A 25719-nucleotide genomic window follows, 5' to 3' on the forward strand; every position below is an offset into this window, starting at 1 on the left:
TCGTATCGACACATCCCGAAATGGTTACGCCGCATCTCCCCGCGCTGGCAGTCAATCACTATGCTCAGTAGAGAGGGAATCTCCCCAAGGTAGGGCGATTCACATCTGCAAGCATAGCATGGCCTGTTGGACACATCGCTCCGGGAGGATGTTTCGTCATGGTACATGCAACCGAAGGACAGGTCGGACATCCGCGGTGGGTGGAGCAGGAGGCGACGCTCCAGACCTATAAGGCTGATTTGCTTGCGCTGCTTGCCCTTCGTTTTGGGCTGGTCTCAGGCGAGGTAAGCAACGTTATCCTCGCTATGGACGACCCCGGCCAACTGGAACACCTGATCTGGATGGCTGCCCACGCGCCGACATGGGCAGCGTTCATCGAAGAGTTGAAAACGCCTAAGGGTGGCCGCAAACTCACTCATCAGCATGCCCCTTCTGGCATGGAATCGGTTCGCGCCTATGGCTCTAATCCTCCCGCGCGGTCGCAGCGGTGACCTGAGTCACACGACGTGAGACGTGACCATGCCCGCCTCATGTAAGCGCCATCTTTTCCCTTCCTTTCCTATGAAGCATTGTCGATGGCGACAGAATGCACTAGTATAGATGGCGTTCACGCGGCCATCCGACCTGCGGCGCAGGTTAAGACCGCGAACGATGGAGAGGGGGCGCAAGGCTGATGACGGTCGATCCGATGGCTTCCGGGGCCGTGCGCGGTTCCCGACGGGTGTTGCTGGCTGTGATTTTAGGCAGCTTGACGGGGTTAGGACCGTTTTCGATTGACATGTATCTGCCAGCCCTGCCCTCCATGGCCGCAGATATGCATGCTGGTACCTCGGTGGCGCAGTTGAGTTTGACGGCTTGTTTGCTGGGGTTGGCGTTGGGACAGCTGGCGGCCGGCCCTATTAGCGACGCGATGGGCCGCCGTCGGCCGCTGCTTTTAGGGCTTGCGCTGTACGCGGTGGCCTCGGCGCTGTGCGCTTGGACTGTGTCGATTTGGACCCTGGTTTGCATCCGCTTCTTTCAGGGATTGGCCGGGGCTTCGGGTATTGTCATTGCCCGTGCGGTGGCCAGGGATCACTTCGAGGGTCTGGAACTCACACGCTTTTTCGCGCTGTTGATGCTCGTGAACGGAGCGGCGCCGGTGTTGGCGCCGGTTGTGGGCGGACAGCTGTTGCGCGTGACGTCCTGGCATGGCGTATTTGTCGTGTTGTGCCTGTTGGGTATCGTGTTTTGGCTGGCTGTTCTCCTGTTCCTTCCAGAAAGCCTGCCCAAGGAGCGCAGGACGACGGGCGGGCTCAAGCGGACGGTGAGCTCGCTCGGCGGGCTCCTTCGGGATGTGGAGTTTGTCGGCTTTGTGCTGGCCCAGGGCATGGCGTTCGCCGCCATGTTTGGCTATATCTCCGGGTCCTCCTTTGTTCTGCAAGAGCTGTTCCACGTCTCTCCCCAGACCTTCAGTGTGATCTTCGCCATCAACGGACTGGGCATCATCGCGGCTGGCCAGGTGGCGGCGCGGACGGCCGGCCGCTTCGGGGAGCGGCGTGTGCTGGCCGTGGGTTTGAGCTTGGCCGCCGCGGCAGGCATCACTCTGCTGGCGGGCGCGGCCTGCGGTGTGGGGTTAACGTTGGTGCTGCCTGCGTTGTTTGTGGCCGTCGCCAGCGTCGGGTGCATCAGTACCACCTGCGGATCGCTGGCGCTGCAAAACCACGGACGGCGTGCCGGTAGTGCATCGGCCTGGTTGGGCGTGTCAGGGATGCTGCTGGGGAGCGTGGCGTCCCCGCTGGTCGGGTTGGGCGGCAGCCGGACAGCATTGCCGATGGCGTTGGTGATGGCCGTTTGTCATCTGTTGGCTGGCTTGTCTTACCTCGTCCTGGTACAGCGGCCCAAGCACAGGCCGTTGGCGATGCCGCCGTCCGTTCAAGGGTAAGGCGATCCCGGAGAGTCGTTGGTGTCGATGAGGAGGAAAAGGCGGGGCCGTCCCAAACCCTGTCGTAAGATGGGGGAGGGGCAGCCCCCTTTGCATGGAACATGATATGCGAACAGGCAGTTTGCAATCCTTCCAGGATGCGTTAGACTGTAGGTGAATTTCAATATTTTTACTTGAAAACGATTCCGGGATCGAGGAGGGGGACTCATGGGTCACAGGTATCGCTACTTCATTATGTCGTTGGTCGTATTGATGACCATGATCAACTATTTGGACCGCGGAGCGATATCCTATGCCGCCGATCCCATCATCTCGGCGTTTCACCTCAACGCTGAATCCTGGGGCGCGGTGCTCGGCTATTTCGGGTACGGATACATGGCCGGATCTATCGTAGGGGGCTTTCTCGCAGATCGCCTCGGGCCGAAGTGGGTGTGGTTAACAGCGGGCAGTCTATGGTCCGTGTTCGAGATCTGCATGGCGTTTGCCGGCAACATCGGCATGGCGGTGCTGGGCGGATCGGCCCTGGCCGGGTTCGCGGTGTTTCGGATTCTGTTTGGGATCTCGGAAGGACCGTTGTTCTCGACCATGAACAAAACGGTGGCCAACTGGGCCAGCCCGAAGGAAAAAGGATTCATGCAATCGTTCGGTCTGTTTGGGGTGCCGTTTGGCTCTCTCATCACCGCGCCGATTGCGGTTGGTCTCTTGTCTATCACCACCTGGCAGACAACGTTCATCATTCTCGGTATTCTGGGACTTATCTGGGTCATCGTTTGGTCGCGTGTGTTCACCGACAGGCCGGAGCAGCACCCGCGGGTCACGGAACAGGAGTTGGCTGAGATTCGTTCCCAAGAGGTGCTGGAAAACGAGGCCACCTTGCAGGAATCGGAGCAGCGAGGCGTGCCATGGTACTTTTTCTTCAAGCGGGCGACGCTGGTCTGCAACGCCATCGGCTATTTCGCCTTTCAATATGTGAACTTCCTGTTGTTGTCATGGACGCCCAAGTATCTCTTGGACACGTTTCATTACTCCCTGTCCAATCTCTGGTACATGGGCATGATTCCGTGGGTTGGCGCTTGTGTGACGGTGTTGTTGGGGGGACGCCTGTCCGACTGGCTGCGCCGCAAGACGGGCAACCTGCGCATTGCGCGGGCTGGCGTCGCCGTCTTGTCGCTGCTGTGCACGGCTGTTTGTTTCCTGCTCATCCCGGCCGTCCACTCCGTCGCCATGGCGCTGGTGTTGATGGCAGTGGGCAATGCGTTCAACTTCCTGCCCAATTCGCTCTACTGGGCGATTGTCATTGACACCGAGCCGGCGCGGGCGGGGGCGTTCGGCGGCATCACCCACTTCATCACCAACATCGCGACCGTGTTGGCGCCCACCTTGACCGGTGTGTTGGTAGCTCATCACGGCTACGGCGCGATGTTTGTGGCATCCGCTGTGGCTTCCGCCCTGGGCATGGTGGCGATGCTGTTCGTACGACCGGGCAAGCGAGCGGAGTTGAGTGCGTGAGGTCGTGCTGTCCACTGGGGGCGGTTGGTCGGCTTGCATGTGTCGCAGGACTGCGGGCCGTCAGGTGGAAGTTTGGTTGGTCTGCATATTTGGTGCATCCTGCGACGCAGACTAGGGGACAAACACCCTCGGCGGCATTCACGAGCGAGGGGCGCGAGCAATTGCAGGGAGGCGAGAGCATGCCGCGACCGTTTCAGCCGCAGACCCACCAGCCCACAGCACAGCCTGTGATGATGGCCCCGCCGGCGGTCATCACGACGAAGGATTTGTCCTATTTGAAGGATGCGATGTCCTGGGAACTGTTGGCCGCGAAGAAGTGTTTTCACTTTGCCAACGAGTGCACCGACGCCAAAGTCGCGTCCGCCATCCAGCGGGCCGGCCAGATGCACACCCAACACTATCAGAAGCTGCTTGCGCACTGCCAGCCTGGCCATCCCACACCCGGGCCGCAGTGAACGAGGCCGGTCACAAGGCGCGCTAAGCCCGGGATACGACAGAGGGTCGCGCACAACCATCAGCGAGGAGGCCTGAGCGATGCCGCAAAACCCGAACGAGATCGCCAATCCGCAATCCCCCTATGGATCACAAGGGCCCGAGATGAACGACCGGGATCGGCTGAATGACATTCTGGCGACAGAAAAGTACCTGACCGACGGGCTCAACAGCGCTGTCCGCGAGGCCAGCCACGACGCCCTGTTCCAAGACCTGATGGGCATCCTGAACGAGACGCACCAGATGGCGCGAGACATCTATAACACCATGTTCCAACAAGGTTGGTACACGTTGGAGGCCGAGCAACCGCAAAAACTGCAGCAGACGTTTCAACAGTTTCAGGGGTACTCCACACAGTTTCCGTATCACTAATCATCACTAATCATGACCACCCTCCGGGGGCGCCCAGGTGGCGCCCCGCTCCTCTTCCGCGGCTGTGCTCCCGGCTGCGCAGCGGTCTCTGCTCCGCTGCCGCGTTCTCCTATTGCAATGTCCAAACATGTTGCATAGAATCGTATATTATTTCATTCTGTTGCTCAGGGAGGCGCGCAAAGCGGTGCACTTGTCTGGAACCATGGAGATACGCGACGGGCGCCTCTATGTCGGCGGCTGCGATAGTGTGTTGTTGGCCGCCCGCTTTGGTACGCCTCTGATTGTCTACGATGAAGCGTTGATTCGGGACAACATTCGCCGGTTCCATCAAGCGTTTCGCCGGCAGCGCGTGGCTTATACGGTGGCCTATGCGGCGAAAGCGTTTTGCACGCTGGCGATGTGTCAGTTGGCCTGGGAAGAGGGCTGTGCCCTCGATGTGGTGTCGGGCGGGGAGCTGTACACCGCGTTGACGGCTGGCGTACCCGCCGAGCGGATTCACATGCATGGCAACAACAAGACGCCGGCTGAGTTGGAGTTCGCCCTGGACAGTGGTGTCGGCGTTATCGTGGTGGATAATTTTCATGAACTGCAGGTGCTGGACAAGATGGCGCGGGACAAGGGGCAGGTGGCGCAAATCCTGCTGCGCATCTCTCCCGGAGTCGAAGCCCACACGCATGACTATATCATGACCGGGCAGCAGGACAGCAAGTTCGGGTTTGACCTGGCCAGCGGCCAGGCGGCGGAAGCGTTGCGTACAGCCGCTCGGTTGAGCGCGGTCAAGTGCATCGGTCTGCACTCGCACATTGGATCGCAGGTCTTCGAGAGCGGCGGGTTTATCGCCGCCGCCGAGCGTCTGGCCGCGTTGTACCGGGTGGGACTGGATCTTGGCCTGCCGTTTTCTGTCCTCAACCTGGGCGGGGGCTTCGGCATCCGTTATACCGAGGCCGATCCGGGGCTAGACGTGGACGGATTGCTCGCGGACCTGGTGCAGGCGGTGCGGAGGCAATTTGCCGATTTGGATCGGCTGCCGGAGATCTGGGTGGAGCCAGGGCGCAGCATCGTCGGCCAGGCCGGCGTCACCCTGTACACGGTCGGATCGGCCAAGGTGATTCCGGGCGTGCGTAGTTACGTGGCGGTCGACGGCGGCATGACGGACAATCCGCGCTACGCCCTGTACGGCGCTCAGTACGAGGCGCTGCTGGCCAATCGGGCGAGTGAGCCGGCGGACGGCGTGTGGACGATTGCCGGGAAGTGCTGCGAGAGCGGAGACCTGCTGACGCGCGACACGCCGCTTCCGCAGCCCAGGAGCGGCGATATCTTGGCCGTGTTGGCGACCGGTGCCTACAATTATTCGATGGCCAGCCACTACAATCGCTTGCCGAATCCGGCCGTGGTGTTTGCCAAAGACGGTGAGGCGACGTTAGTCGTGGAGCGGGAGACCTGGCAGGACGTGCTGCGTTTGGACAGACCTCTGCGTTCCGCGCCCCAGCCGGCGGGTGCGGGCAGAGAGCGGGTGTAGGCGGTGCCGCAAGGGATGTAAGGTATAATAGATCAGGTAGGAAAGTGAACTGATACATGAGGGAGGCACCTGCCGTGAACGCGATGCAGGAGAGCGTATTGCAACTGATCACCGAAACCTCCACTAACCTGCCGCCGGATGTGCGGCGGGCTATCAAGCGTGCGCAACTCCAGGAGGAATTCGGAAGCCGCGCGGCGTTGGCGCTCAACACCATCGTCGATAACATCGTGTCGGCGGAGCAAGACGTGCAGCCCATCTGCCAGGATACCGGGATGCCGACCTTTATCGTGCATGCTCCGGTTGGCTTCAACCAGTTGACTCTCGCCGAGGATATCCGGGCGGCGGTGCGGGAGGCGACGCGGCGCGGCGTGCTGCGCCCCAATTCGGTCGATCCGCTGACCGGCAAGAACACGGGTGACAACCTGGGGCCGGGCACCCCGGTCATTCACTTCCACCAGTGGGATCAAGATGAGCTGGATATCCGCCTCATCCTCAAAGGGGGCGGCTGCGAAAACAAAAACATCCAGTACGCGCTGCCGACGGAACTGGAGGGGCTGGGCCGGGCGGGCCGCGACCTGGAAGGCATCCGCAAGTGCATTCTGCACGCGGTCTATCAAGCCCAAGGCTACGGTTGCAGCGCCGGGTTCATCGGCGTCGGTATTGGCGGCGACCGCACGACCGGCTACGATTTGGCCAAGGAGCAGTTGTTCCGCGAGGTGGACGACACCAACTCGAATGAGACGCTGGCGGAGTTGGAACGGTACATCATGGAAACCGCCAATCGGCTGGACATTGGGACCATGGGATTCGGCGGCAAAGTGACCCTGCTGGGGTGCAAAATCGGTGTCATGAACCGGATTCCGGCCAGCTTCTATGTGTCGGTCGCATACAACTGCTGGGCTTTCCGCCGCTTGGGCATCGTGGTCGATCCGTCCACCGGTGCGATTCGCAGGTGGCTGTATCGGGATCAGGAGGAGAAGCTGGAGCGTCCGGCTCAGGCGTTCGACACGGAGCACGCCATTGTCCTCGAAGCGCCAATTTCCGAGCAGCAGATTCGCCAACTGAAAGTGGGCGATGTCGTGCTGGTTCGCGGCGAAATCCATACGGGCCGAGACGAGCTGCACAAGTACCTGATGCACGCCGACGCGCCGGTGGATCTCAAGGGTGGAATCCTTTATCACTGCGGACCGGTCATGCTCAAGGACGAGGACGGCGTCTGGCATGTCAAGGCCGCCGGACCGACCACCAGCTCCCGCGAGGAGCCTTACCAGGCGGATATCATCGAGAAATTCGGCATACGAGCGGTCATCGGCAAAGGGGGCATGGGTGCCAAGACGCTGGCGGGTCTGAAGAGGAGTGGCGCTGTCTACCTGAACGCGATTGGCGGCGCCGCCCAGTATTATGCGCGCTGCGTCAAGCGGGTCAACGGGGTAGACTTTCTCGACCAGTTTGGCGTGCCGGAAGCGATGTGGCACCTGGAGGTGGACGGCTTCCCGGCGATTGTGACGATGGACGCGCACGGCAACAGCCTGCACAAGGAAGTGGCTGACCAGTCATTGGTCAAGCTGGAGGATTTGAAGGACCCGGTGTTCGCCTGATCTGGTTCCGCAGGCGACAACGCTTCATTGGCCCGGCGCCGCCGTGTCGGCGCCCCGGACGCCGATGGGCACGCCGTGACGACCGGGCGCTATGGAGCCGTCCCCGCCGCCCATCGGTCAATGCGCCGAGTGTGCGGCGCGTTTCGCTTGGGTAGGTCGTCCCTGGGCGGTCGGTACACCCAGGCGCGTGCCCCGGTAGTGCTCGGGCAGGATGGCAAACGTGTACCCATGTTGTTTCAGGTAGTGAATCACCTGTGGCAGCGCCTGGACGGTGTAGCGGCTGCTGGTGTCGATGCCGTCGTGCATCAGGATGATGGACCCAGGGCGTGTGTCGCGCTCCACGACACGCACGATGGGCTGGGCCTTGGTGGCTCGCCAGTCGTTGGTGTCCACCGTCCACATCGCGATGGGATGGCCGAGTTTGCGCACGGCGCGGACATTGTTCGGGTTCAGGATGCCCCCAGGCGGCCGGAAGTACATCGGCCGCACGCCGCAGGCCGCCTCGATGGCGGCGTCCGCCCGCCGCACCTGTGCCTCCACCCAGCGTTGATTCTGGTCGACAATATAGGTGTGGTAATACCCGTGGTTGCCGATTTCGTGTCCCTCGCGGTGGATGCGCCGGACCAGCCACGGGTATTTCTGTGCCCGAAAGCCCAATACGAAAAAGGTCGCCTGTACGTGCTCCCGGCGCAGAATGTCCAGCACATACGGCGTCCACAGCGGGTTGGGTCCGTCGTCAAACGTGAGGTACACGACCTTGCTGGGCGCTGTCTCCGCCTCGGCTCGCATGGGATGGCAAGACGCCCCAAGGGAAGCCGCGCCCACGACGCAGACCAGGCAAAGTGCAGACAACCAGCGCCTTGGAGCGGGTAAGGTTATCGGAAACCAACGCATGACCGCATCTCACCCCTGTCCGAGTATGCGCTGCGCGGCGCTCTTTATGCAGAAACAGCCAGGGGGCTGTTCCCCTGGCTGTGCGTCCGATGTGCCGTGTGCGGGCTTGAGTGGGACACCCTCGTCTCCTGGCCACACAAGGTCTTGCGGTACTTCTAGTTGAGGACGTAGACTTTCACCTGCTGGACACCAAAATCACTGGCATGGGCGGAACTGGTCGGCACGTAGATGTCGATCCGGTTGCCGTGGATGGAGCTGCCCACATCGGCCGCGTGGGCTATCATGCCGCCGGCCGGCAGACCGTCAAACGAATACCCGGTGACATAAACAGTGGAACCGAGGGGAATGACGGACGGATCGACCGCGATGGTGCCGAGCTTGAGCGGATGGCCATAATAGTCGACCGGACCCCAGCCGTTTTCCGCCGCTGCCGCGGTGTACGCGGTGGCGGTGCAGGTGATCTCCTTCTGGTACGACGCGGGCGCTCCACTGTGCGCGGCCGCGCTGGTTTGAGCGGCAGAAGCCGCGTGCGTTGTGGTGTCCGCCTGCGATCCCGGATATGCGCGCGCCGCATGGCGCTCCGGCTGCGCCTGAACCTCAGCTGCCTGTGTACCGGCCGGCGTGCTGTGCGTCGCAGGCACCCAGACCTGTGACCCAATCTGCAGCTTATATGGGTTTACTTTCGGATTCAGGGCTAGGATGGATTGCAGGCTGGCACCCAAACGGCGAGAGATCTTCCAAAACGTGTCGCCTGGTTGAATCGTGTACGCCCGGCGGCTGCGAACATCCTTGGCTGCGGTGGTTTCCGGCAGACGGATTTTCAACCCCGGGTACAGGTCCAACGGATTCTTGTCTGGGTTTGCGGCCAGAAGTTTGAACAGCGGGATGTGCTGCCGTTGGGAAATAGACCAAAAGGTATCATTGCCGCGAACGGTGTAGGTGCGTGTGGCGGCCATGGCGGGCACCGACATGGCCGCTAGGGTGCACCCGGCCGTGGCCAGCGACAGACTCCACTTCTTAACAGACAGACGCAATCGATTCACTCCTTTGGTTGCCGACGAGGTTAGTTGTCGGGTTCGGGTTGTGAGTGTCAACCCTGCGCACACGCTGCCGCGCTGCGGTTCACCCCAAGCCTGTCATCGCTGGCAGGCGCGAAAATCCCCCGTACTTCATGGCATGGAAGTTTTGGCCCAAACAGCGTAACATGGGAGGTGGACAAGGGAAACCCGCAAATGATGGCGATGAGACCAACAGGATGCCAGAGCCGGTAGAGTCTAGCTTCGTGGATCGCTGGATTTTCTCACCTGCTGTAGCAGGTGCAGGTAAGGGGCGATGTCGGCTGCGGTGATCCAGTACAGGTGCCGCGGATTGGATTGATTGACGCGACCGAACCACCGCACGCACACCCCATAGGCAAGCAGGTAGGAAAGGGTCGAGGCGCAGGCGGCGCCCGGCAGTCCGGCGACAGGAATCCCGAGACCGCAGCAGGCCAGGTTGGTGAGCAGGGAGAGCGAATTCATCCAGACGGCCGTGCGCGGGTGCCCGAGTTGATGAATGGGAAACTGCACGATGACGTTGCTGGCCGCCTTGGCCACCAAGCCGGGCAACAGCAAGAGTGCAGGCAGAACCGCGTCTTCATAGCGGTGACCAAACACGGCCGGTATGAACCATGGATAGACGACGGCCAGACAGAGTGCAGCCGCGCCAGCGGCCAGCAGGGTGTGCCGCGAAGATGTCTCCACTACAGCCACGGCGTCGGCCCGGTCCAGCCCGGCCAAACGCTGGTACACCACTTGCACCAGTGAAGTCGATACCTGCAGCAGCACCTCACCGGCGGTCAACGAGATGGCGTAATCAGATGCTGCGGATGGGCCGACGAGGGCGATGACCATCCAGAAGTCCGCGCGGTAATTTGCGTAGTTGACCAGATTGGCGGACGATTGCCAAGCACCGAAGCGCAGAAGGCCTCGGATGTGGCTGCGGGAGGGGCGCCATCGCCACGCCCCCGGTCCCAGCTGGCGGTAGGCGGCTCTAAGTCCAATCAAGGCGGCCGCTGCCCAACTGGCCAACCAGGCCGCGTAGGTCAACAGGAGAGCGTGGGTGTGGGCGCCAGGGCTAGCCAAGGCGAGAGCATAGAGCAGGAGAAAGCCGAGGGGCTGGGCAGAGTTGATCCGGTTCAACCATGCGAGGGACGAGACTCCCTGCAGAAGACTGTTGCTGTAGCCCACGAGGGCGGAGAACGCCAGCGCCGGGGCGGCCCAATAGACGGATGTGGGCAATGGTCCTGGCAAGGCTGCCAATCCGACCGACAACAGGCACACCGCGCACAGCGACAATAGCAGCATCGGCGGGTTGGCGGCCTGGACAAGCGCCAGCCGCCCGTCCCGCTGCTTGGCCAATCCTCGGGCCTGGTAGGTGGCAAAGCCGTTCATCCACGTCTGGCCCAACAAGACGATGGTCGTGGTCAGCTGAAAATCGCCACGTTCCGCTTTTCCCAACGCCCGAGCGGTCAATACACTGCCGGCAAAGGCCAGCACGGACACGGTGAGTTTGTAGACGAAAGTGCGAGCTGTTAACGACGAGGTCCGCATATGCATTGGTGTGGCTCAAAATGGGTGATGCTAATCACAATTCAGGTGGTGAGCGGATGCGCGCAGTGGATCTCATCCATAAAAAGCGGTTGGGACTGGAGTTGGCGGCGGAGGAACTGAAAGCTCTGGTGGCCGGGTATGTCGCCGGCGAGGTGGCTGATTATCAGATGAGCGCGTTTGCAATGGCCGTAATGCTGCAGGGGATGACCAACGCGGAGGCTGCGCACCTGACGTCAGCCATGGCAGCCTCGGGCGAGCAGCTCGATTGGTCTGACCTTCCCGGTGTCATTGTGGACAAACACAGCACGGGTGGCGTTGGCGACACCACGACGCTCGTCCTGGCGCCGCTTGTGGCGGCCGCCGGAGCGACGGTCGTCAAGATGTCCGGCCGGGGACTGGGCCACACCGGCGGCACCATTGACAAGCTGGAGTCCATCCCCGGCTTTCGCACCGCCTTAACGGACGACGAGATACGCGCCCAGGCAGGGCGGATTGGTCTGGCGGTGGCGGCGCAGACGCAGGCGTTGGCGCCGGCGGACAAAAAGTTGTACGCGCTGCGCGATGTGACGGACACCGTCGAGTCCATCCCGCTCATCGCCAGTTCGGTCATGAGCAAGAAACTGGCTGCCGGGGCGGACGCCATTGTGCTGGATGTGAAAGTCGGCGCCGGTGCGTTCATGAAGGATGTGGCCAGCGCGCGCCTGTTGGCCTGCCTGATGGTCGATATTGGCCGGCGGGCCGGGCGTCGCGTATGCGCCCTGTTGACGCGCATGGATGAACCGCTCGGCTGGGCCATCGGCAATGCGTTGGAGGTGCGGGAAGCCATTCTAACCCTGCGCGGACGGGGGCCCGCCGATCTAACCGAGCTCTGCCTGCATCTGGGCGCTCAAATGCTCGTCATGGCCGGTCTGTCTGGGAGCGCCGGCGAGGCTCGCCAGCGTCTGCAGGAGGTCCTGGAGACGGGGCAGGCGCTGGCCAAGTTCAAACAGTTTGTCGCGGCCCAGGGCGGGGACCCGCGGGTTGCGGACGATTTGAGCCTGCTGCCGCAGGCGCCCGTGGTCGAGACGCTGCTGGCGCCGGAACAAGGCGTGGTTACGGCGATGCAGGCGGAGGCCATCGGGCGAGTGGCCATGGCGTTGGGGGCGGGGCGGGATCGCCAGGAGGATACCGTGGATGCCCGGGTGGGCCTGGTATTGCGCCGGAAAGTCGGGGAACCGGTGCGCCGTGGGGAGCCGCTGGTCGAGGTGCACGCGCGCACTGTGGATGAGGCGCAAAAGGCGCTGGAGACCTTGCGGGGACTGATTGAGATTCGCGACACGGAGCCGTTTGCGCGGCCGCTGGTGTTGGAGATCATCGGCGAAGAGAGTGTCGGCGAGGGTGTGAAGAACGAACCGGTTGTCGGTCAGAGAGAAGATATGCTAGAGGCTGTGGTATCGGGCGGACCACCGCAGGACTTGTTGCAGGCGGCCGCACGCGCACGCCAACGCGCTTATGTCCCTTACTCCGGGTTTGCGGTCGGCGCCGCCGTCCGGTTGGACGACGGTCGCGTGGTGGAGGGGGCCAATATGGAGAACGCGTCCTACGGGTTGACCCAATGCGCGGAGCGCACCGCTCTGTTCAGCGCGTTGATGCTGGGCGTCCGCCCTGAACACGGATCCGTGCGCGAGCTGCTCGTGCTTGCCGACAGCCCGCAGCCGGTGACTCCATGCGGCGCCTGCCGTCAGGTCATGGCCGAGTTGTGTGGCCCCGAGACGCCTGTATGGTTGACGAACACGGACGGAACGGCCAAACGTGTACGGGTGGCTGATCTGCTGCCGCTGGCGTTTACGCAAGAACAAATGCGGAAATAGGCGGAATCCAGTACAATGGTTGTTGTACTCAGACCTGACAGTGCACAGCGGAGTGGATGTTTCACATTTGCTCGCTCCTTGGAGTTCAAAACGACAGGAGGTTTTGCAGTGGACCAGGCGCAGATTTTGCATCCCTTGGCGGCCGATGCCGCCGGCGCGTCGGCGGTTGATGTGCCGACTCGCGAGGAGATTGACGAGCAGTACAAATGGCACCTGGAGGATATGTATCCTTCTCTGCAGGCCTGGGAGAAAGAAGCGCAACAGGTGCGCCAGATGACCTCGCAGCTGCGGGCCATGAAAGGGACGGTAACCGAATCGCCACAAAAGCTGCTGGAGGCGTTGCGGCTGCAGGACCAGATTGGCGAGCGCTTGGCGCGTCTGTACGCGTTTGCCCGCATGCGCCGGGACGAGAACAATGCCAACGCCACGTATCAGGCGCTCACCGACAAGGCGACAGCGCTGTGGGTGGAGACCGAAGAGGCGAGGTCATATTTTGTCCCCGAGGTATTGGCGATGGACGAGGCGACGCTGCGGCGGTGGGTGGATGCGGAGGCGGAGCTGGGCCTTTATCGCTTCGTCATTGAGGAAATCCTGCGCGAAAAGCCGCACGTGCTCTCTGGTGAGGAGGAACAGATTCTGGCCGCGATGGGCGAGGTCGGCGACGCGCCCAGCCAGATCTTTACCATGTTTAACAACGCGGACATTCGTTTTCCGAAAGTCCGCGACGACGACGGTCAGGAGGTTGAGCTGACGCACGGCCGCTACCTGCAGTTCTTGGAGAGCCGGAATCGAGAGGTTCGGGAAGGCGCTTTTCGGGCCATGTACGAGACGTACGGCAAACACCGCAACACTCTGGCCGCCATCTACGGAGCCAGCGTGAAGAAGGATGTGTTTTACGCGCGCGTGCGCCGTTATCCGTCCGCCCGCGAGATGGCGTTGTTCGCGGACGACGTCCCGGTCTCGGTTTACGACAACCTGATTGAGGCTGTGCACGAGGCGCTGCCGGCCCTGCACAAATATCTGTCCCTGCGCAAACGGGTGCTTGGACTGGACGAGTTGCACCTGTATGATTTATATACGCCCATCGTCGCTGAAGTGGACATGAAGGTGCCGTACGAAGAGGCGGTGGAAACCGTGCTCGAGGCGGTGTCGGTGCTGGGGAGCGACTACCGGCGGACGGCGGAGAACGGAGTGAAGGGCGGCTGGGTCGACGTCTACGAAACCCGCGGCAAGACCAGCGGCGCGTACTCCTGGGGAGCGTACGGCGTGCACCCGTTCATCTTGCTCAACTACCGCGACACGCTGGACAACATGTTCACGCTGGCGCATGAACTCGGTCACGCCATGCACACGCATTATTCCCACAGCGCCCAGCCGTATGTTTATTCCAGTTACACCATCTTCGTCGCCGAGGTGGCCTCGACGCTGAACGAGAATCTGCTTCTGCATCACCTGCTGGGGCAAACGGACGATCCCAAACAACGGGCCTACCTATTGAATCATCAGCTGGAGACCATCCGCGGCACGTTGTTTCGGCAGACCATGTTCGCCGAATTTGAAAAGTTGACCCACGAACACGTCGAGGCAGGCGAAGCGTTGACGCCGGAATGGCTGTGCGACACCTATTACCGTCTCAACGAGCAGTTTTTTGGCGCGGTCTGCATAGTCGACAAGGATATCGCTTTGGAGTGGTCGCGCATTCCCCACTTCTATACGCCATTTTACGTGTACAAGTACGCTACGGGTCTGTCCGCCGCGACCGCCTTGGCCCAGAAGATCTTGAGCGAGGGTAGGGGGGCGGTCAGCCGCTATATCGAGTTTCTCAAGAGCGGCGGCTCGGACCATCCCATTCCGTTGTTGCGCAAGGCGGGCGTCGACATGGAATCGCCGGAACCGGTGCGCTCGACCTTGGAACTGTTCAGCCAGCGCGTGGATGAACTGGAAGGGTTGTTGACGAGGTAACGCCATGGGACCGCAAAGGGGCCGCCGTTGTGGCGGCATCCGTCTTGTCGGGCAAAGGATGGGGGATTCATGCCGAACACGTGGCGCAGGTGGGTGGCTATCCTTTCGGTGGTCTGCGCTGTCTTCGGGGTTGCGGCGTGCGTAGCCGATTCCGTGCGCGGGCAGTCCGTTCCTCTGTGGGATTGGGCGGTCATGATTTACGGCGGCGTGTTCAGTCTGTTTTTGATCTTTGACTATGTGGGCCGGACGTTGGCGATGGCGCGCCGGGCTGCCGATGCGCGCCGAGGGCCGTTGCCCTCTCGCCGGCCCGTTCCCCCAGAGCGCAGCGTGGTGATGGCCGAATCCCCCCAGTCGCTGCAGTTGACGCGCGTTCGCGCGGCTGATAAGGAATGGTTCGATACCATGGCGCGAGCCGCCGCAACCGAGGTGGCGGCGCTTGAACACGGGCGTCCCGGTGCGACTGCTTGCCGCATCGAGCAGATCAACGTGCAAGCATGGCTCGATTCACCGCAGACGTACACCTTCTTCTTCCTGGCCGGCGCAGAGCGGGTGGGTGCCTGCGCCGTGGAGTCTTCCCGTTCCCTTGCCTTGCTTCGGATGTTCTATGTGGAGAGCCAGTGGCGCCGCCGGCACATCGGCAGGATGGCCATGCAGGAGCTGCTTCAGTTTCTGTCACTTGCAGGCTTTGAGCGCGTCCTGGTGGAAGTGGCGCGTACCAATCTGCGGGCACGCAATTTCTTTGCGGTGTGCGGGTTTCGGCCGACCGGGGCAGAGGAAGGCGAGGCGGACGTGTGGGAACGTCGTTTGCAGGCGTCCGGCGACAACGAGGCGGCGCCGGCGGACGGACTAAGCGGTTGACGCCTCAGGCTGAGCGCGGCGGAGACGTATATAGACGGTGGTCCCTTGGTTGACAGCACTCTCTACGCTGATGCTGCCTCGGTGCTCTTCGATGATCTGTTTGCTAATGGCCAATCCCAGTCCGGTGCCCGTCTCCTTTGTCGTAAAAAACGGCTGAAACACGCACTCCAGTTGCTGTGGGCTCATCCCGCATCCGGTATCTTGAACGCGAATGCAGACTTCGTCCCGTTCAGCGGTCAGCGACACTCGCACCAGATCACGCGGGGTGCACGCCTGCAGGGCGTTTTGGATGATGTTGAGCAGCACCTGTTTCAATTGGTTGGCGTCGGCCTCGACAAAGACAGGTTCAGGCAGAATCTCCGTTTCAAAGCTAACCCCACGCAACGCCGATTCCGGCTGTACAAACTGCGCCAATCCGGACAAGACGTCGTTCAGGTTGATCCGGGCGAACTGTGTGTCCTGCGGCCGGGCAAGGGACATAAAGTCTTTGACCAACAGATTGATGCGGTCGAGTTCTCCCAGTGTCAGGTCGATGAACCTGCGGTCCTGCTCGGAGGTCAGGTGCTCGGTGATAAGCTGCAGAAACCCACGTGCCGAGGTCAGCGGGTTGCGGATCTCATGGGCAATCCCCGCCGCCATCGAGGTCAAGAGTGACATCTTCTCAATGTCGCGGGCTTGTCCCTGCCACTGCTTGGACTGCGTGATGTCGCGGAACAACCCCAGTTTGCGGCGCACTTGGCCGGTTGGATCGGTCAAGGTGCGCACATCCATAATGTAGATTCGGTTACCTATCGCCAACTCCTGGATTTGTCCTTCTTCGTTGCGGGTCAGATCCAGCATCCGCTGACGGGTCTGGTCGTTCACCGGAATCGGGTGACGCTCATCCATCAAGCCGCCAGACTCGTCCATGAAGACAAGATGATACTCCATTTGGCTGACGAGTCCGAGGTGCAGGCGCATCAGGTCTTGGCGTTGTTCCTCCATCGTCCACCAGTTCACGAGGGCGACGGCGGCCGATTCCGCCAGAACGGAGAGCATGGGGCCGACCAACCCGCAGCTGTCGGTTTGAATCACAAAGGCGCCTACGACGCGATCGCGGTCATGCGGCCGCACCCCTCCGGCCGCCACATAGCGCGCCAGTCCGTAACGGCCTTCCTTATCTTCCACCGCCGAGCAGCAGCCGCTGGCGAGGGCGCGCATCAGCGCAGGGTGCGGGCTTGTCCGCTGCAGCAGATTGGCGCCCACTCTCAGACTATCCCGGAGCGGCTGGGAAACCTGCTGGAGGTCGCCGACGATGTCCAGCAGATATCCGTCTGGGCACGTAATCAACACCGTGAGATCTGGCTGGTTCAACCGCTTCAGGACCGGTTCGAAGTGTTCGCGCGCAGCGCGCACCCAGGTCAGGTGTTGATGAATGCGGTTGCCAAGCTCCACATCGACAAGTCGCCGCTTATCCACTTTGGCATTGAACACTCGCATGTTGGGCCGCACCTTTCTTCCACGTCCTTCACAGACGCGCGATCCGGCATCCCCAGATAGGTCACCCTCCGCATCGGCGTGGGACCGCGCGCTAGCCTGCTGAGGAAGCACAGACGCCTGCTCCAAACCGTGTCACCTGCCCGTTCCAATATGTCTACAAATATTATCGGCCTTTTCCTTAAGAAGGACAAGACGATTCTGATAGAGAATTGGTCATTCGACAAAAGTTGTCAATTTGTGCCGTTGATGTACGGTGAGGAAAACACATCCGGTTGCCGAACCTTGATTCCAGTCGCCGCCACGGTGGACGGGTGACCGCCGCTGGTCGCATGGTGCAGACGCACAAACAGTTCCTGCACATCGGCGCCGAGGCTCTCGATGCCGGCCTGTGTGACGCCACCCGGAATGGCCACCTGGCGGATGATTTCCGACAGCGTGAACCCGTTTTTCAACAGGTCGCTGACGCCCATGAGCATGCGGCTGAGAATGTATTCGCACTCGGCTTGGCTCAGGTCGCCCACGCGCGCGGCGGCCACCGACCACTGGCTCAGAATGTGGGCCAGGAAGGCGGGACCGCAGCTGGCCAAGTCGGAACTGAGCCGCAGCTGGTGCTCCTCGACCACAAACGGTGTGGCGATGCGGCTGAATATCATCTCAAACCGCTCCTGAAAGCCGTCAAATCGGGATCCGTAGCAGATGAGTACGACGCCGCTTGGTACGGTCTGGGTGATGCTGGGGATGACCTTCGCCACCCGGGCTGCGGTCTGTTGTTCCCAGACAGCTAGGGGAATCTGGCTGATGGTGGTCGCGAGCGTCTGGCTTGAGCGCAGGCCGGGGCCGATTTCGGTCATCACCTCTTCCGCGTCGCTGGGCCGAGTGCACAACAGCACTAAATCGGAGGCGGTGACGAGGTCCGGCAGCGAGTGCGCGACGCGGATGCGGCTGCATTCCCGTCGGATGGCCTCCGCCTTGGCGACGGATCGGTTGAAAATGATGACCTGCTCCTCTGGCAGGCGCCCAAACGCCCGCGCCAGCATGCCGCCAATCACTCCGGTTCCGATGATGCCAATGCTCACGACAATCACCTCGCTGCCCGTGATATAGATATGTGTATTCGTCACAGGCTTGTTTGTTGCGCTGTCAAGCGGGCAAAAGCCGTGCATACTCTGATAGCGGCAGGAAATTCGCGCTTTGCGGAGAATCCCAAAGACAAGTGCAGAGGCCAGGAGACATAGGGGCACCGGCGGGAGGTGAGGTCAGAATGCAGTTTGAACTGATCCAGGAACAGACGCAAAAGTTGGTCATGACCACGCAGATGCGGCAGGCCATCGAGCTATTGCAGTGTGCGACCGCCGAGTTGGACTCCCTGCTGGCCAGGATGGCGCTCGAAAATCCCCTTGTGGAATACGAGCCCCCCGCGTGGACCCGCACCTCGCTGGCCCAGTGGCCGGCTGGGGGCAGCCGTGGGCCGGTGGTCCAGGGCGATGGGGATGCCCCGTGGGGGCTTGAACCGGCCGGGGAACCGAGTCTGTATGACCAGCTGGACTTACAGCTGCGCACCTCGGGCGCAGCGCCCCCGGTTATCCGCCTGGCTCGACGATTGCTTGGGTACCTCGATGACAGCGGATTCCTGGGCGACCTGCCGCCTGCCGAGGCTTTTGCCGAGGACGCGCGATGGCTGGACGACGCGGTGGCCCTTGTGCAAAGTTGCGATCCGCCCGGCATCGGGGCGCGCAGTCTGCAGGAGTGTCTGCTCCTGCAGGTGCCGGCGGTGCCAGCCTCGCTGCGGCCGCTGGTCCGCCAATTGATAGAACGGCACCTGGACGACGTGGCAGCCGGACGCTGGCAGCGGCTTTGTCAGGCGCTCGGGGAGCCGAAGGACCGTGTGCAGGCGGCGGTGGACGCGCTGCGCCGGCTGAACCCGCGGCCCGGATGGCATTACGCCGGAGAGCGGCCCGTCTATGTGGTGCCGGAATTGGAAGTGCGTCCATGGGACGGTGGGTATTTGGTCCTGCCTCGCGAGTCGGCGTACCCGAGACTGCGTTGGAACCGCCAGTACCTGCGGCTGTTGCAATCTCCGCCCGACAGCCGTACGGCCGAATTTCTGCGCCAGAAGCAGCAATCGGTGGAATGGTTGCTGCGCTGCTTGGAGCAACGCCGGCAGACTCTGCAGCGCGTGGCGGAGGCCATCGTGGCGGCGCAGCAGCCGTTCTTCCAGCATGGGCCGTCCCGGCTGCAGCCATTGACACTGCGCGAGGTTGCCGACCAACTGGGGGTGCATGAATCGACGGTCAGTCGCGCGACGCGCGGGAAGTACATGCAAACTCCGTATGGCATCTGGGAACTCAAGTCGTTCTTTTCAGGTGAATTGGCTTCTGACCACGAAGGCGTGTCCGCGCAGGCGGTAAAGCAGCTGATGCGGGATTGGGTGGCCCAGGAAGACCCGCGCCATCCGCTTTCCGACCAGGCAATCTGCGAGCGTCTGCAAGCGGCGGGTATACATGTATCGCGGCGAACCGTGGCCAAGTACCGCGAACAGATGGCGATTCCCAGTTCCAACAAACGCCGTCGCCTGGCGTAGAGCCGGCGCTGTCGCAGCGTGGGCGGGATCGCCTCGGGAGGGCGGTCCGTACGTCCAGGTCAGGGTTGGGCGGATGCCCAGTTGCAACCGCCACGCTGAGTGTCTAGAATGAAGAAGAAAGGTTGTTCTTGGCGCCTTCGGGACAGAATTTGTACCATAGGGACGAAATTCGTCCCGACAGCTTCCGGAGACGGTCCTGCGCCGCTAAAGGCATGCCAACTGAAGGGAGGTGCGTCCACATGAGTCACCCCGCCACGGCGGTTGATTTGTCTCTGGTGCAGCGGATTGTGCCCGAGCTGATGGAAGTGTTGCGTGAGCGGGTGCGTATTCTGCAGCGCCTGCAGCTGCTGCAGCCCATCGGCAGACGGGCCTTGGCCGCCGAACTGGGGACGACGGAGCGTGTGCTGCGGGCCGAGGTGGACGCACTGCGGGCGCAGGGTCTGGTCGTCGTCGGGGGCGGGGGTATGACCTTGACCGGAGAAGCCATGCAGATGCTGCCCTCCCTTGAGCTGGCTTTGGCCTCCTTTGACGGCCGCAGTGAATTGGCGACGCGGCTTTCGCGAAGTTTAAACATTGCCAATGTGGTTGTCGTGGCTGGGGACAGTGATGAGGATGAATGGGTGAAGGACGTCATCGGGCATGAGGCAGCACAAGCCGTTCGCCGCTGCCTGAGGGCGGGGGATGTATTGGCTGTCACGGGCGGCACCACGATGGCGGCTCTGGCGCGGCGAATGCCGCGCTTGGCTGCACCGCTGGCCGTCAAGGTGGTGCCGGCGCGCGGCGGCTTGGGAGAGAACGTTTCGCTGCAGGCCAACACGATTGCTGCCGAACTGGCCGGGCGCTTGGGCGGCGAGTCCATCATGCTGCATGTGCCGGACAGGCTCAGCCAAGAGACGTTCGCCCACCTGGTGGAAGAGCCGCAGATTCAAGAGCGGCTGCGCGAGGTGCAGAGCGCCACGGTGGTGGCGCACGGGATTGGCGATGCGGTGACGATGGCCGTTCGCCGCCAGATGTCGGCGGCAGAGCTAGCGCTCCTCGCTGAACGGGGGGCCGTGGCGGAGGCGTTTGGGTACTACTTTGACGCTGACGGACGGATCGTCTACACCATGACGACGGTCGGCCTCCGGCTTTCCGATTTGGACCAGATGCGCACCATCATCGCGGTCGCGGGAGGGACCAGCAAGGCCGCAGCGATTGCGGCTGCGGCCAAGGCGTACCGAATTGACACCCTGATTACAGACGAGGGCGCCGCCAAGAGAATCGTCGAAAACAGCCACGGAGGGATGGAAGATGACCATTAAAGTTGGTATCAATGGTTTTGGCCGCATTGGCCGCAATGTGTTTCGGGCCGCGCTGGGCCGCGAGGACCTGGAGATTGTTGCCATCAACGACCTGACCGACGCGAAGACCCTGGCGATGCTGCTCAAGTACGACTCGGTGCACGGCCGTCTCGATGCGGACGTGCTGGCAGAGGGCGACGCTTTGGTGGTCAACGGCCGCCGCATCGCCGTGCTCGCCGAACGCGATCCGGCCAACCTCCCGTGGGCCAAGCTGGGTGTCGAGTTGGTCATTGAGTCGACCGGCCGCTTTACCGACAAAAACGCCGCGCAGGCGCACATCACCAGCGGCGGCGCGAAGAAGGTCATCATCTCCGCACCGGCCAAGAACGAAGACGTGACCATCGTCATGGGCGTCAACCACGATGTCTATGATCCGGAACAGCACCACGTCATCTCCAACGCGTCCTGCACGACCAACTGCCTGGCGCCTGTGGCCAAGGTGATTGACGAGGAGTTCAAGATTGTCAAGGGTCTGATGACCACCGTCCACTCTTATACCAACGACCAGCAGATTCTCGATCTGCCGCACAAGGACCTGCGCCGGGCGCGCGCGGCGGCACTGTCTATCATCCCGACCTCGACCGGCGCTGCCAAGGCAGTCGGCCTGGTGTTGCCGCACCTGCAAGGGCGCTTGAACGGCATGGCGATGCGTGTGCCCACCCCGAACGTGTCGGTCGTGGACCTGACGGCCGAGGTATCGCAGCCGGTGACTGTGGAGGCGGTCAACCAGGCGCTGCGGGAAGCGGCCGAAGGCCCTCTGCAGGGCATTCTCGACTACACGGAAGAGCCGTTGGTCTCGAAGGATTTCAACGGGGACTCCCATTCGTCGATTGTCGACGCCCTCTCGACCATGGTTATCGACAACATGGTCAAGGTGGTGGCCTGGTATGACAACGAGTGGGGCTACTCCAACCGCGTTGTCGACTTGGCCGCCTATATCGCCAGCAAGATGCCCAGCAGCGTCCACTGACACGGACGTGTTTGCTAAAATAACTGTCGGATGGGGGAGGATGTTCCATTCTCCCCTTTGCAGTGTGTAGGGGGATGGTGAGCCGCTGATGGCCAAGATGACCGTCAACGATGTGGACTGGCAAGGCAAGCGGGCCTTGGTTCGGGTGGATTTCAACGTGCCGATGAAGGACGGCAGGGTGGCTGACGACACGCGTATCCGCGCCGCCCTGCCGACGATTGAGTACCTGCTCGGGCAGGGAGCGGCGGTGGTGCTGATGAGCCATTTGGGCCGTCCCAAAGGGCAGCCCAATCCGGCATACACCTTGGCGCCGGTGGCCGAACACCTGCGTCAATTGAGACCCGATTGGCCCGTCACGTTTGTCGAGGATTGCGTCGGACCGGTCGCCCAGGCGGCGGCCGAGAATCTGCGGCCCGGGCAGGTTCTGCTTCTCGAGAACCTGCGCTTTCATGCGGAGGAGGAGAAAAACGACGCCGACTTCGCGGCGGCGTTGGCCGAGTTGGGTGACGTGTTTGTCAACGACGCCTTCGGTACAGCGCATCGGGCACACGCATCCACGGCCGGGGTGGCGCGCTACCTGACCGCCGTGGCGGGTCTTTTGTTGGAGCGGGAGATCCGTATCATGGGCGACGCCCTGGCGAATCCTGCGCGCCCGTTTGTGGCTGTGATTGGCGGCGCCAAAATTTCGGACAAGATTGGCGTGATAGAGAACCTGCTCGGCAAGGTGGACGCGCTGCTTATCGGCGGCGGCATGGCCAACACTTTCCTGAAGGCTCAGGGCCGTCAGCTGGCCGAGTCGCTGGTCGAAGAGAGCGCTATGGACACCGCTCGCCTCCTCATGGACAAGGCGAAGGCGGACGGCCGGAAGCTCCTGCTGCCGACAGACGTGGTGGTCGCCGAACGGTTTGCGGCGGATGCGCCGCACCGGGTCTATTCGGTTGATGCCATGCCAGAGAAAGGGCTGGCGCTGGACATTGGACCCGAGACTCTGACCGAGTATCAGAAAACGGTGCGAGGGGCGCACACGGTCATCTGGAACGGACCCATGGGCGTGTTTGAAATGCCGGCCTTTGCGGTTGGGACCAAGGGTATCGCCGAGGCGATGGCCGAGGTCGACGGGGTGACTATCGTCGGCGGCGGTGACTCGGTGGCGGCTGTGGAAGAGACAGGATTGGCAGGGAAGTTGACGCACGTGTCCACAGGCGGCGGGGCATCGCTGGAATTTCTCGAGGGCAAGACGCTGCCGGGCGTGGCCGCGCTGTCAGACAAGGTGTAAGTCGCTGCGGCGGCGCGGCGATGGGAACAAGCCGCGCCAACAGCTCTGGCAATGGAGAGCGGGGGACGATACGTGAGCAGACGCAAGCTGTTGATGGGAAACTGGAAAATGCACAAGACGGTGGCCGAGGCGCGCTCCTTTGCGGAGGCGCTGGGCCAGCGCAGCCAGCGCCTGCCCGAGCACGTGGACTACGTGGTTTGCGCTCCGTTTACGGCGCTGCACATCCTGCCGGTCATGCTGCCGACGAAAGTGGCCGTCGGCGCCCAAAATGTGTACTTTGAGGCACAGGGAGCGTTCACCGGTGAGATTTCACCGGCGATGCTGCGCGAGTTGCAGACCCGCTACGTACTGGTTGGGCATTCTGAGCGGCGGCAGATTTTTGGCGAGAGTGACGAGTGGGCCGCCCGCAAGGTTCAGGCGGTTTCCGACAACGGCATGACGCCTGTGCTCTGTGTCGGCGAAGATCTGAGCGAGCGGGAAGCGGGACGGACCGAAGCGGTGGTGCGAGGGCAGGTGCGCAAGGGACTCTCCCTTCTCACCGCACAGGCTGTGGCTGCGGCCGTGGTGGCCTACGAGCCGGTGTGGGCGATTGGCAGTGGCAAGACCCCGACGCCGGCGGAGGCGCAGGCGGTCATTCAGGCGATTCGTGCCGAGGTGGCTGACGCATTTGGCAGCGAGGCGGCGGGTGCGGTCCGCATCCTGTACGGTGGCAGCGTCAAGCCGGCCAACATCGGGGCGTTCGTCACGCAACCCGATATCGATGGGGCGCTGGTCGGCGGAGCCAGTTTGGATGCGGAATCATTTGCGCAAATGGCGGAGGCGCTTGCCCAGCCCGGCGCAGGGGGTGGACAAAATGGCTGACGGGGAACGCAAGATCCAGTGGACGAAGATAGACCCAAGCTTTTCCCGCAAGCCCAGACCGCACGGACGCGGGCCGGCAGCGCTCATCATCCTGGACGGTTTTGGATGGAGGCGCGAGCGGGAGGCCAATGCGGTGGCGCTGGCCAATAAGCCGGTGTTTGACAAGCTCTGGCGGACGTACCCGCACACGACCTTGAAGGCCAGCGAGGAGGCGGTCGGACTGCCGGACGACCAGTTTGGCAACTCGGAAGTCGGGCACACGACCATCGGCGCCGGGCGCATCCTGTACCAGGACCTGACGCGCATCAACATGGCGATTGCCTCCGGGGCGTTCGCGAAAAACGAGGCTCTGGTGGGCGCTATCCGGCACGTGCAGGCCCACGGCAGCAGTCTGCATTTGATGGGACTTGTGTCGGAAGGGGGCGTGCACAGCCATCTGGATCACCTGCTGGCGCTCATCCGCCTGGCGGCTGACAACCATGTGCAACGCGTCTACGTGCACGCCTTCATGGACGGCCGCGATGTTCCGCCCACATCGGGCGTCCACTACATGCAGCGGTTGCTCGATGTCATCGAAGAACAGGGTGCCGGTCAGGTGGCCACCATTTCCGGCCGTTACTACGGCATGGACAGGGACAATCGCTGGGATCGGACCGAGCGGGCGTACCGGGCGATGGTGTACGGCGAGGGCAACCGCGCCCAGGACCCTATAAAGGCCATTCGCGCCAGCTACGAGCAGGGAGTGACCGACGAGTTCATTGAGCCGACGGTACTCGTCGACCATCAGGATCAGCCCGTGGGACGCATTGCCGACGGTGACGCCGTCATCATGTTCAACTTTCGCCCTGACCGGGCCATCCAGATCTCGCGCGTGTTCACCAACGAGGACTTTCGTGATTTTGACCGCGGTCCCCAGTTTCCACACGTCCACTATGTGTGCATGACCAAGTTCAGCGAGACCGTAGGCGGTGTGGTGGCCTTCGCCCCGGTCGACTTGGACAACACGCTGGGCGAGGTGCTGTCCCAGGTCGGGTTGACCCAACTGCGTATCGCGGAGACGGAGAAGTACCCGCACGTGACGTTCTTCATGTCCGGCGGGCGGGAGGCGCCCTTCCCTGGTGAGGAGCGCATCCTGGTTCCGTCGCCGAAGGTCGCGACCTACGACCTGAAGCCGGAGATGAGCGCCTACGAAGTAGCGGACGCGGCTGTGGAGCGCATCCGTTCCGGCGACATTGACGTCGTCATCCTCAACTTCGCGAATCCCGACATGGTCGGCCACACCGGAAGTCTGGAGGCGGCCATACGGGCGATTGAAGCGGTGGATGAGTGCCTTGGCCGGGTGCTCGACGCGCTCGCGAGTCAAGGTGGGGTGGCGCTGGTCACCGCCGACCACGGCAACGCCGATATTATGGTCGATCCGCACACAGGTGAGCCCTGCACGACGCACACACTCGAATTGGTGCCGCTTGTCGTGACATCGAATGACTACGAGATTCACCCGGGCGGTCTGGCCGATTTAGCGCCGACGCTGCTGGACCTCATCGGCGTGCCGGCGCCGAGAGAAATGACCGGCCACAGCCTGTTGGTCCGCAAGCAGGCGTGACGAGCGCTGGAGGCATCCGCCGTCCCTGGTGCCGAATGGCGCC

General features: G+C 62.3%; 21 protein-coding genes and 1 riboswitch. Of the genes, 16 read left to right on the top strand and 5 right to left on the bottom strand.

Annotation, left to right across the window (positions count from 1 at the left end; all coding sequences use genetic code 11):
• The first annotated feature begins 158 nt into the window (after positions 1-158).
• From ASH01S_RS14210 to ASH01S_RS14240, 7 genes are all read left to right on the top strand, one after another.
• On the top strand, positions 159-491 hold the full coding sequence (locus ASH01S_RS14210; protein WP_067929113.1) for a hypothetical protein: 333 nt from the start codon (positions 159-161) through the stop codon (positions 489-491).
• Positions 492-673: 182 nt separating this feature from the next.
• Positions 674-1921, top strand: a complete 1248-nt coding sequence (locus ASH01S_RS14215; protein ID WP_067929114.1) for a multidrug effflux MFS transporter — start codon at positions 674-676, stop codon at positions 1919-1921.
• Between the two features lie 207 nt (positions 1922-2128).
• Complete coding sequence (locus ASH01S_RS14220) at positions 2129-3430, top strand: MFS transporter (protein WP_067929115.1); 1302 nt, start codon at positions 2129-2131, stop codon at positions 3428-3430.
• Between the two features lie 179 nt (positions 3431-3609).
• Positions 3610-3885: a hypothetical protein gene (locus tag ASH01S_RS14225; RefSeq protein ID WP_067929116.1), complete on the top strand. Its 276-nt coding sequence runs from the start codon at positions 3610-3612 to the stop codon at positions 3883-3885.
• Between the two features lie 79 nt (positions 3886-3964).
• A complete protein-coding gene (locus tag ASH01S_RS14230; RefSeq protein WP_067929117.1) occupies positions 3965-4294 on the top strand; it encodes a spore coat protein in 330 nt (109 codons plus the stop codon).
• Positions 4295-4478: 184 nt separating this feature from the next.
• On the top strand, positions 4479-5813 hold the full coding sequence (gene lysA / locus ASH01S_RS14235; protein WP_067929118.1) for a diaminopimelate decarboxylase: 1335 nt from the start codon (positions 4479-4481) through the stop codon (positions 5811-5813).
• Between the two features lie 83 nt (positions 5814-5896).
• Positions 5897-7411 (top strand): FumA C-terminus/TtdB family hydratase beta subunit, encoded by a 1515-nt coding sequence (locus ASH01S_RS14240; RefSeq protein WP_067929135.1) that lies wholly within the window; start codon positions 5897-5899, stop codon positions 7409-7411.
• A gap of 117 nt (positions 7412-7528) precedes the next feature.
• On the opposite strand, the gene ASH01S_RS14245 is transcribed toward ASH01S_RS14240, so the two are convergent.
• The 3 genes from ASH01S_RS14245 to ASH01S_RS14255 all read right to left on the bottom strand — a co-directional run bounded on the left by ASH01S_RS14245 (position 7529) and on the right by ASH01S_RS14255 (position 10902).
• Entirely contained in the window at positions 7529-8305 is a 777-nt protein-coding gene (locus tag ASH01S_RS14245; RefSeq protein WP_083517204.1) for a polysaccharide deacetylase family protein, read from the bottom strand.
• Between the two features lie 155 nt (positions 8306-8460).
• Positions 8461-9339 (bottom strand): LysM peptidoglycan-binding domain-containing protein, encoded by an 879-nt coding sequence (locus ASH01S_RS14250; RefSeq protein WP_067929119.1) that lies wholly within the window; start codon positions 9337-9339, stop codon positions 8461-8463.
• 3 nt (positions 9340-9342) lie between these two features.
• A riboswitch (cyclic di-AMP (ydaO/yuaA leader) is annotated at positions 9343-9506 on the bottom strand.
• Positions 9507-9579: 73 nt separating this feature from the next.
• Positions 9580-10902: a lipopolysaccharide biosynthesis protein gene (locus ASH01S_RS14255; protein ID WP_067929120.1), complete on the bottom strand. Its 1323-nt coding sequence runs from the start codon at positions 10900-10902 to the stop codon at positions 9580-9582.
• 50 nt (positions 10903-10952) lie between these two features.
• Here ASH01S_RS14255 and ASH01S_RS14260 point away from each other — a divergent pair, with 50 nt between their 5' ends.
• From ASH01S_RS14260 to ASH01S_RS14270, 3 genes are all read left to right on the top strand, one after another.
• Complete coding sequence (locus ASH01S_RS14260; RefSeq protein ID WP_067929121.1) at positions 10953-12746, top strand: thymidine phosphorylase; 1794 nt, start codon at positions 10953-10955, stop codon at positions 12744-12746.
• A 108-nt stretch (positions 12747-12854) separates the two neighbouring features.
• On the top strand, positions 12855-14708 hold the full coding sequence (pepF, locus tag ASH01S_RS14265) for an oligoendopeptidase F (RefSeq protein WP_281178228.1): 1854 nt from the start codon (positions 12855-12857) through the stop codon (positions 14706-14708).
• A 69-nt stretch (positions 14709-14777) separates the two neighbouring features.
• The gene (locus tag ASH01S_RS14270) at positions 14778-15566 is read left to right on the top strand and encodes a GNAT family N-acetyltransferase (RefSeq protein WP_067929122.1); all 789 of its coding nucleotides are present in this window, start codon (positions 14778-14780) and stop codon (positions 15564-15566) included.
• Here ASH01S_RS14270 and ASH01S_RS14275 read toward each other — a convergent pair.
• Positions 15555-17045: an ATP-binding protein gene (locus tag ASH01S_RS14275; protein ID WP_157067154.1), complete on the bottom strand. Its 1491-nt coding sequence runs from the start codon at positions 17043-17045 to the stop codon at positions 15555-15557. The two genes, ASH01S_RS14270 and ASH01S_RS14275, sit on opposite strands and share 12 nt — an antisense overlap.
• 230 nt (positions 17046-17275) lie before the next feature.
• Positions 17276-18121 carry a pyrroline-5-carboxylate reductase dimerization domain-containing protein gene (locus ASH01S_RS14280; protein WP_169794246.1) on the bottom strand — a complete coding sequence of 282 codons (846 nt, stop codon included), beginning with the start codon at positions 18119-18121 and terminating at the stop codon, positions 17276-17278.
• Positions 18122-18306: 185 nt separating this feature from the next.
• On the opposite strand from ASH01S_RS14280, the gene rpoN reads away from it, so the two are divergent.
• From rpoN to gpmI, 6 genes are all read left to right on the top strand, one after another.
• The gene (rpoN, locus tag ASH01S_RS14285; RefSeq protein ID WP_067929125.1) at positions 18307-19626 is read left to right on the top strand and encodes an RNA polymerase factor sigma-54; all 1320 of its coding nucleotides are present in this window, start codon (positions 18307-18309) and stop codon (positions 19624-19626) included.
• 239 nt (positions 19627-19865) lie between these two features.
• Positions 19866-20927, top strand: a complete 1062-nt coding sequence (locus ASH01S_RS14290; protein WP_067929126.1) for a sugar-binding transcriptional regulator — start codon at positions 19866-19868, stop codon at positions 20925-20927.
• On the top strand, positions 20917-21936 hold the full coding sequence (gene gap, locus ASH01S_RS14295; protein WP_067929127.1) for a type I glyceraldehyde-3-phosphate dehydrogenase: 1020 nt from the start codon (positions 20917-20919) through the stop codon (positions 21934-21936). Before ASH01S_RS14290 ends, gap begins: the two co-directional genes overlap by 11 nt.
• Before the next feature lie 88 nt (positions 21937-22024).
• The gene (locus ASH01S_RS14300) at positions 22025-23212 is read left to right on the top strand and encodes a phosphoglycerate kinase (RefSeq protein ID WP_067929128.1); all 1188 of its coding nucleotides are present in this window, start codon (positions 22025-22027) and stop codon (positions 23210-23212) included.
• 93 nt (positions 23213-23305) lie between these two features.
• Positions 23306-24073: a triose-phosphate isomerase gene (gene tpiA, locus ASH01S_RS14305; protein ID WP_245629094.1), complete on the top strand. Its 768-nt coding sequence runs from the start codon at positions 23306-23308 to the stop codon at positions 24071-24073.
• Positions 24066-25676, top strand: a complete 1611-nt coding sequence (gpmI, locus tag ASH01S_RS14310) for a 2,3-bisphosphoglycerate-independent phosphoglycerate mutase (protein ID WP_083517206.1) — start codon at positions 24066-24068, stop codon at positions 25674-25676. The genes tpiA and gpmI overlap by 8 nt, the downstream gene beginning before the upstream one ends.
• The last annotated feature ends 43 nt before the right edge of the window (positions 25677-25719 follow it).

The organism is Alicyclobacillus shizuokensis NBRC 103103, assembly GCF_001552255.1.
Taxonomy (GTDB): domain Bacteria; phylum Bacillota; class Bacilli; order Alicyclobacillales; family Alicyclobacillaceae; genus Alicyclobacillus_G; species Alicyclobacillus_G shizuokensis.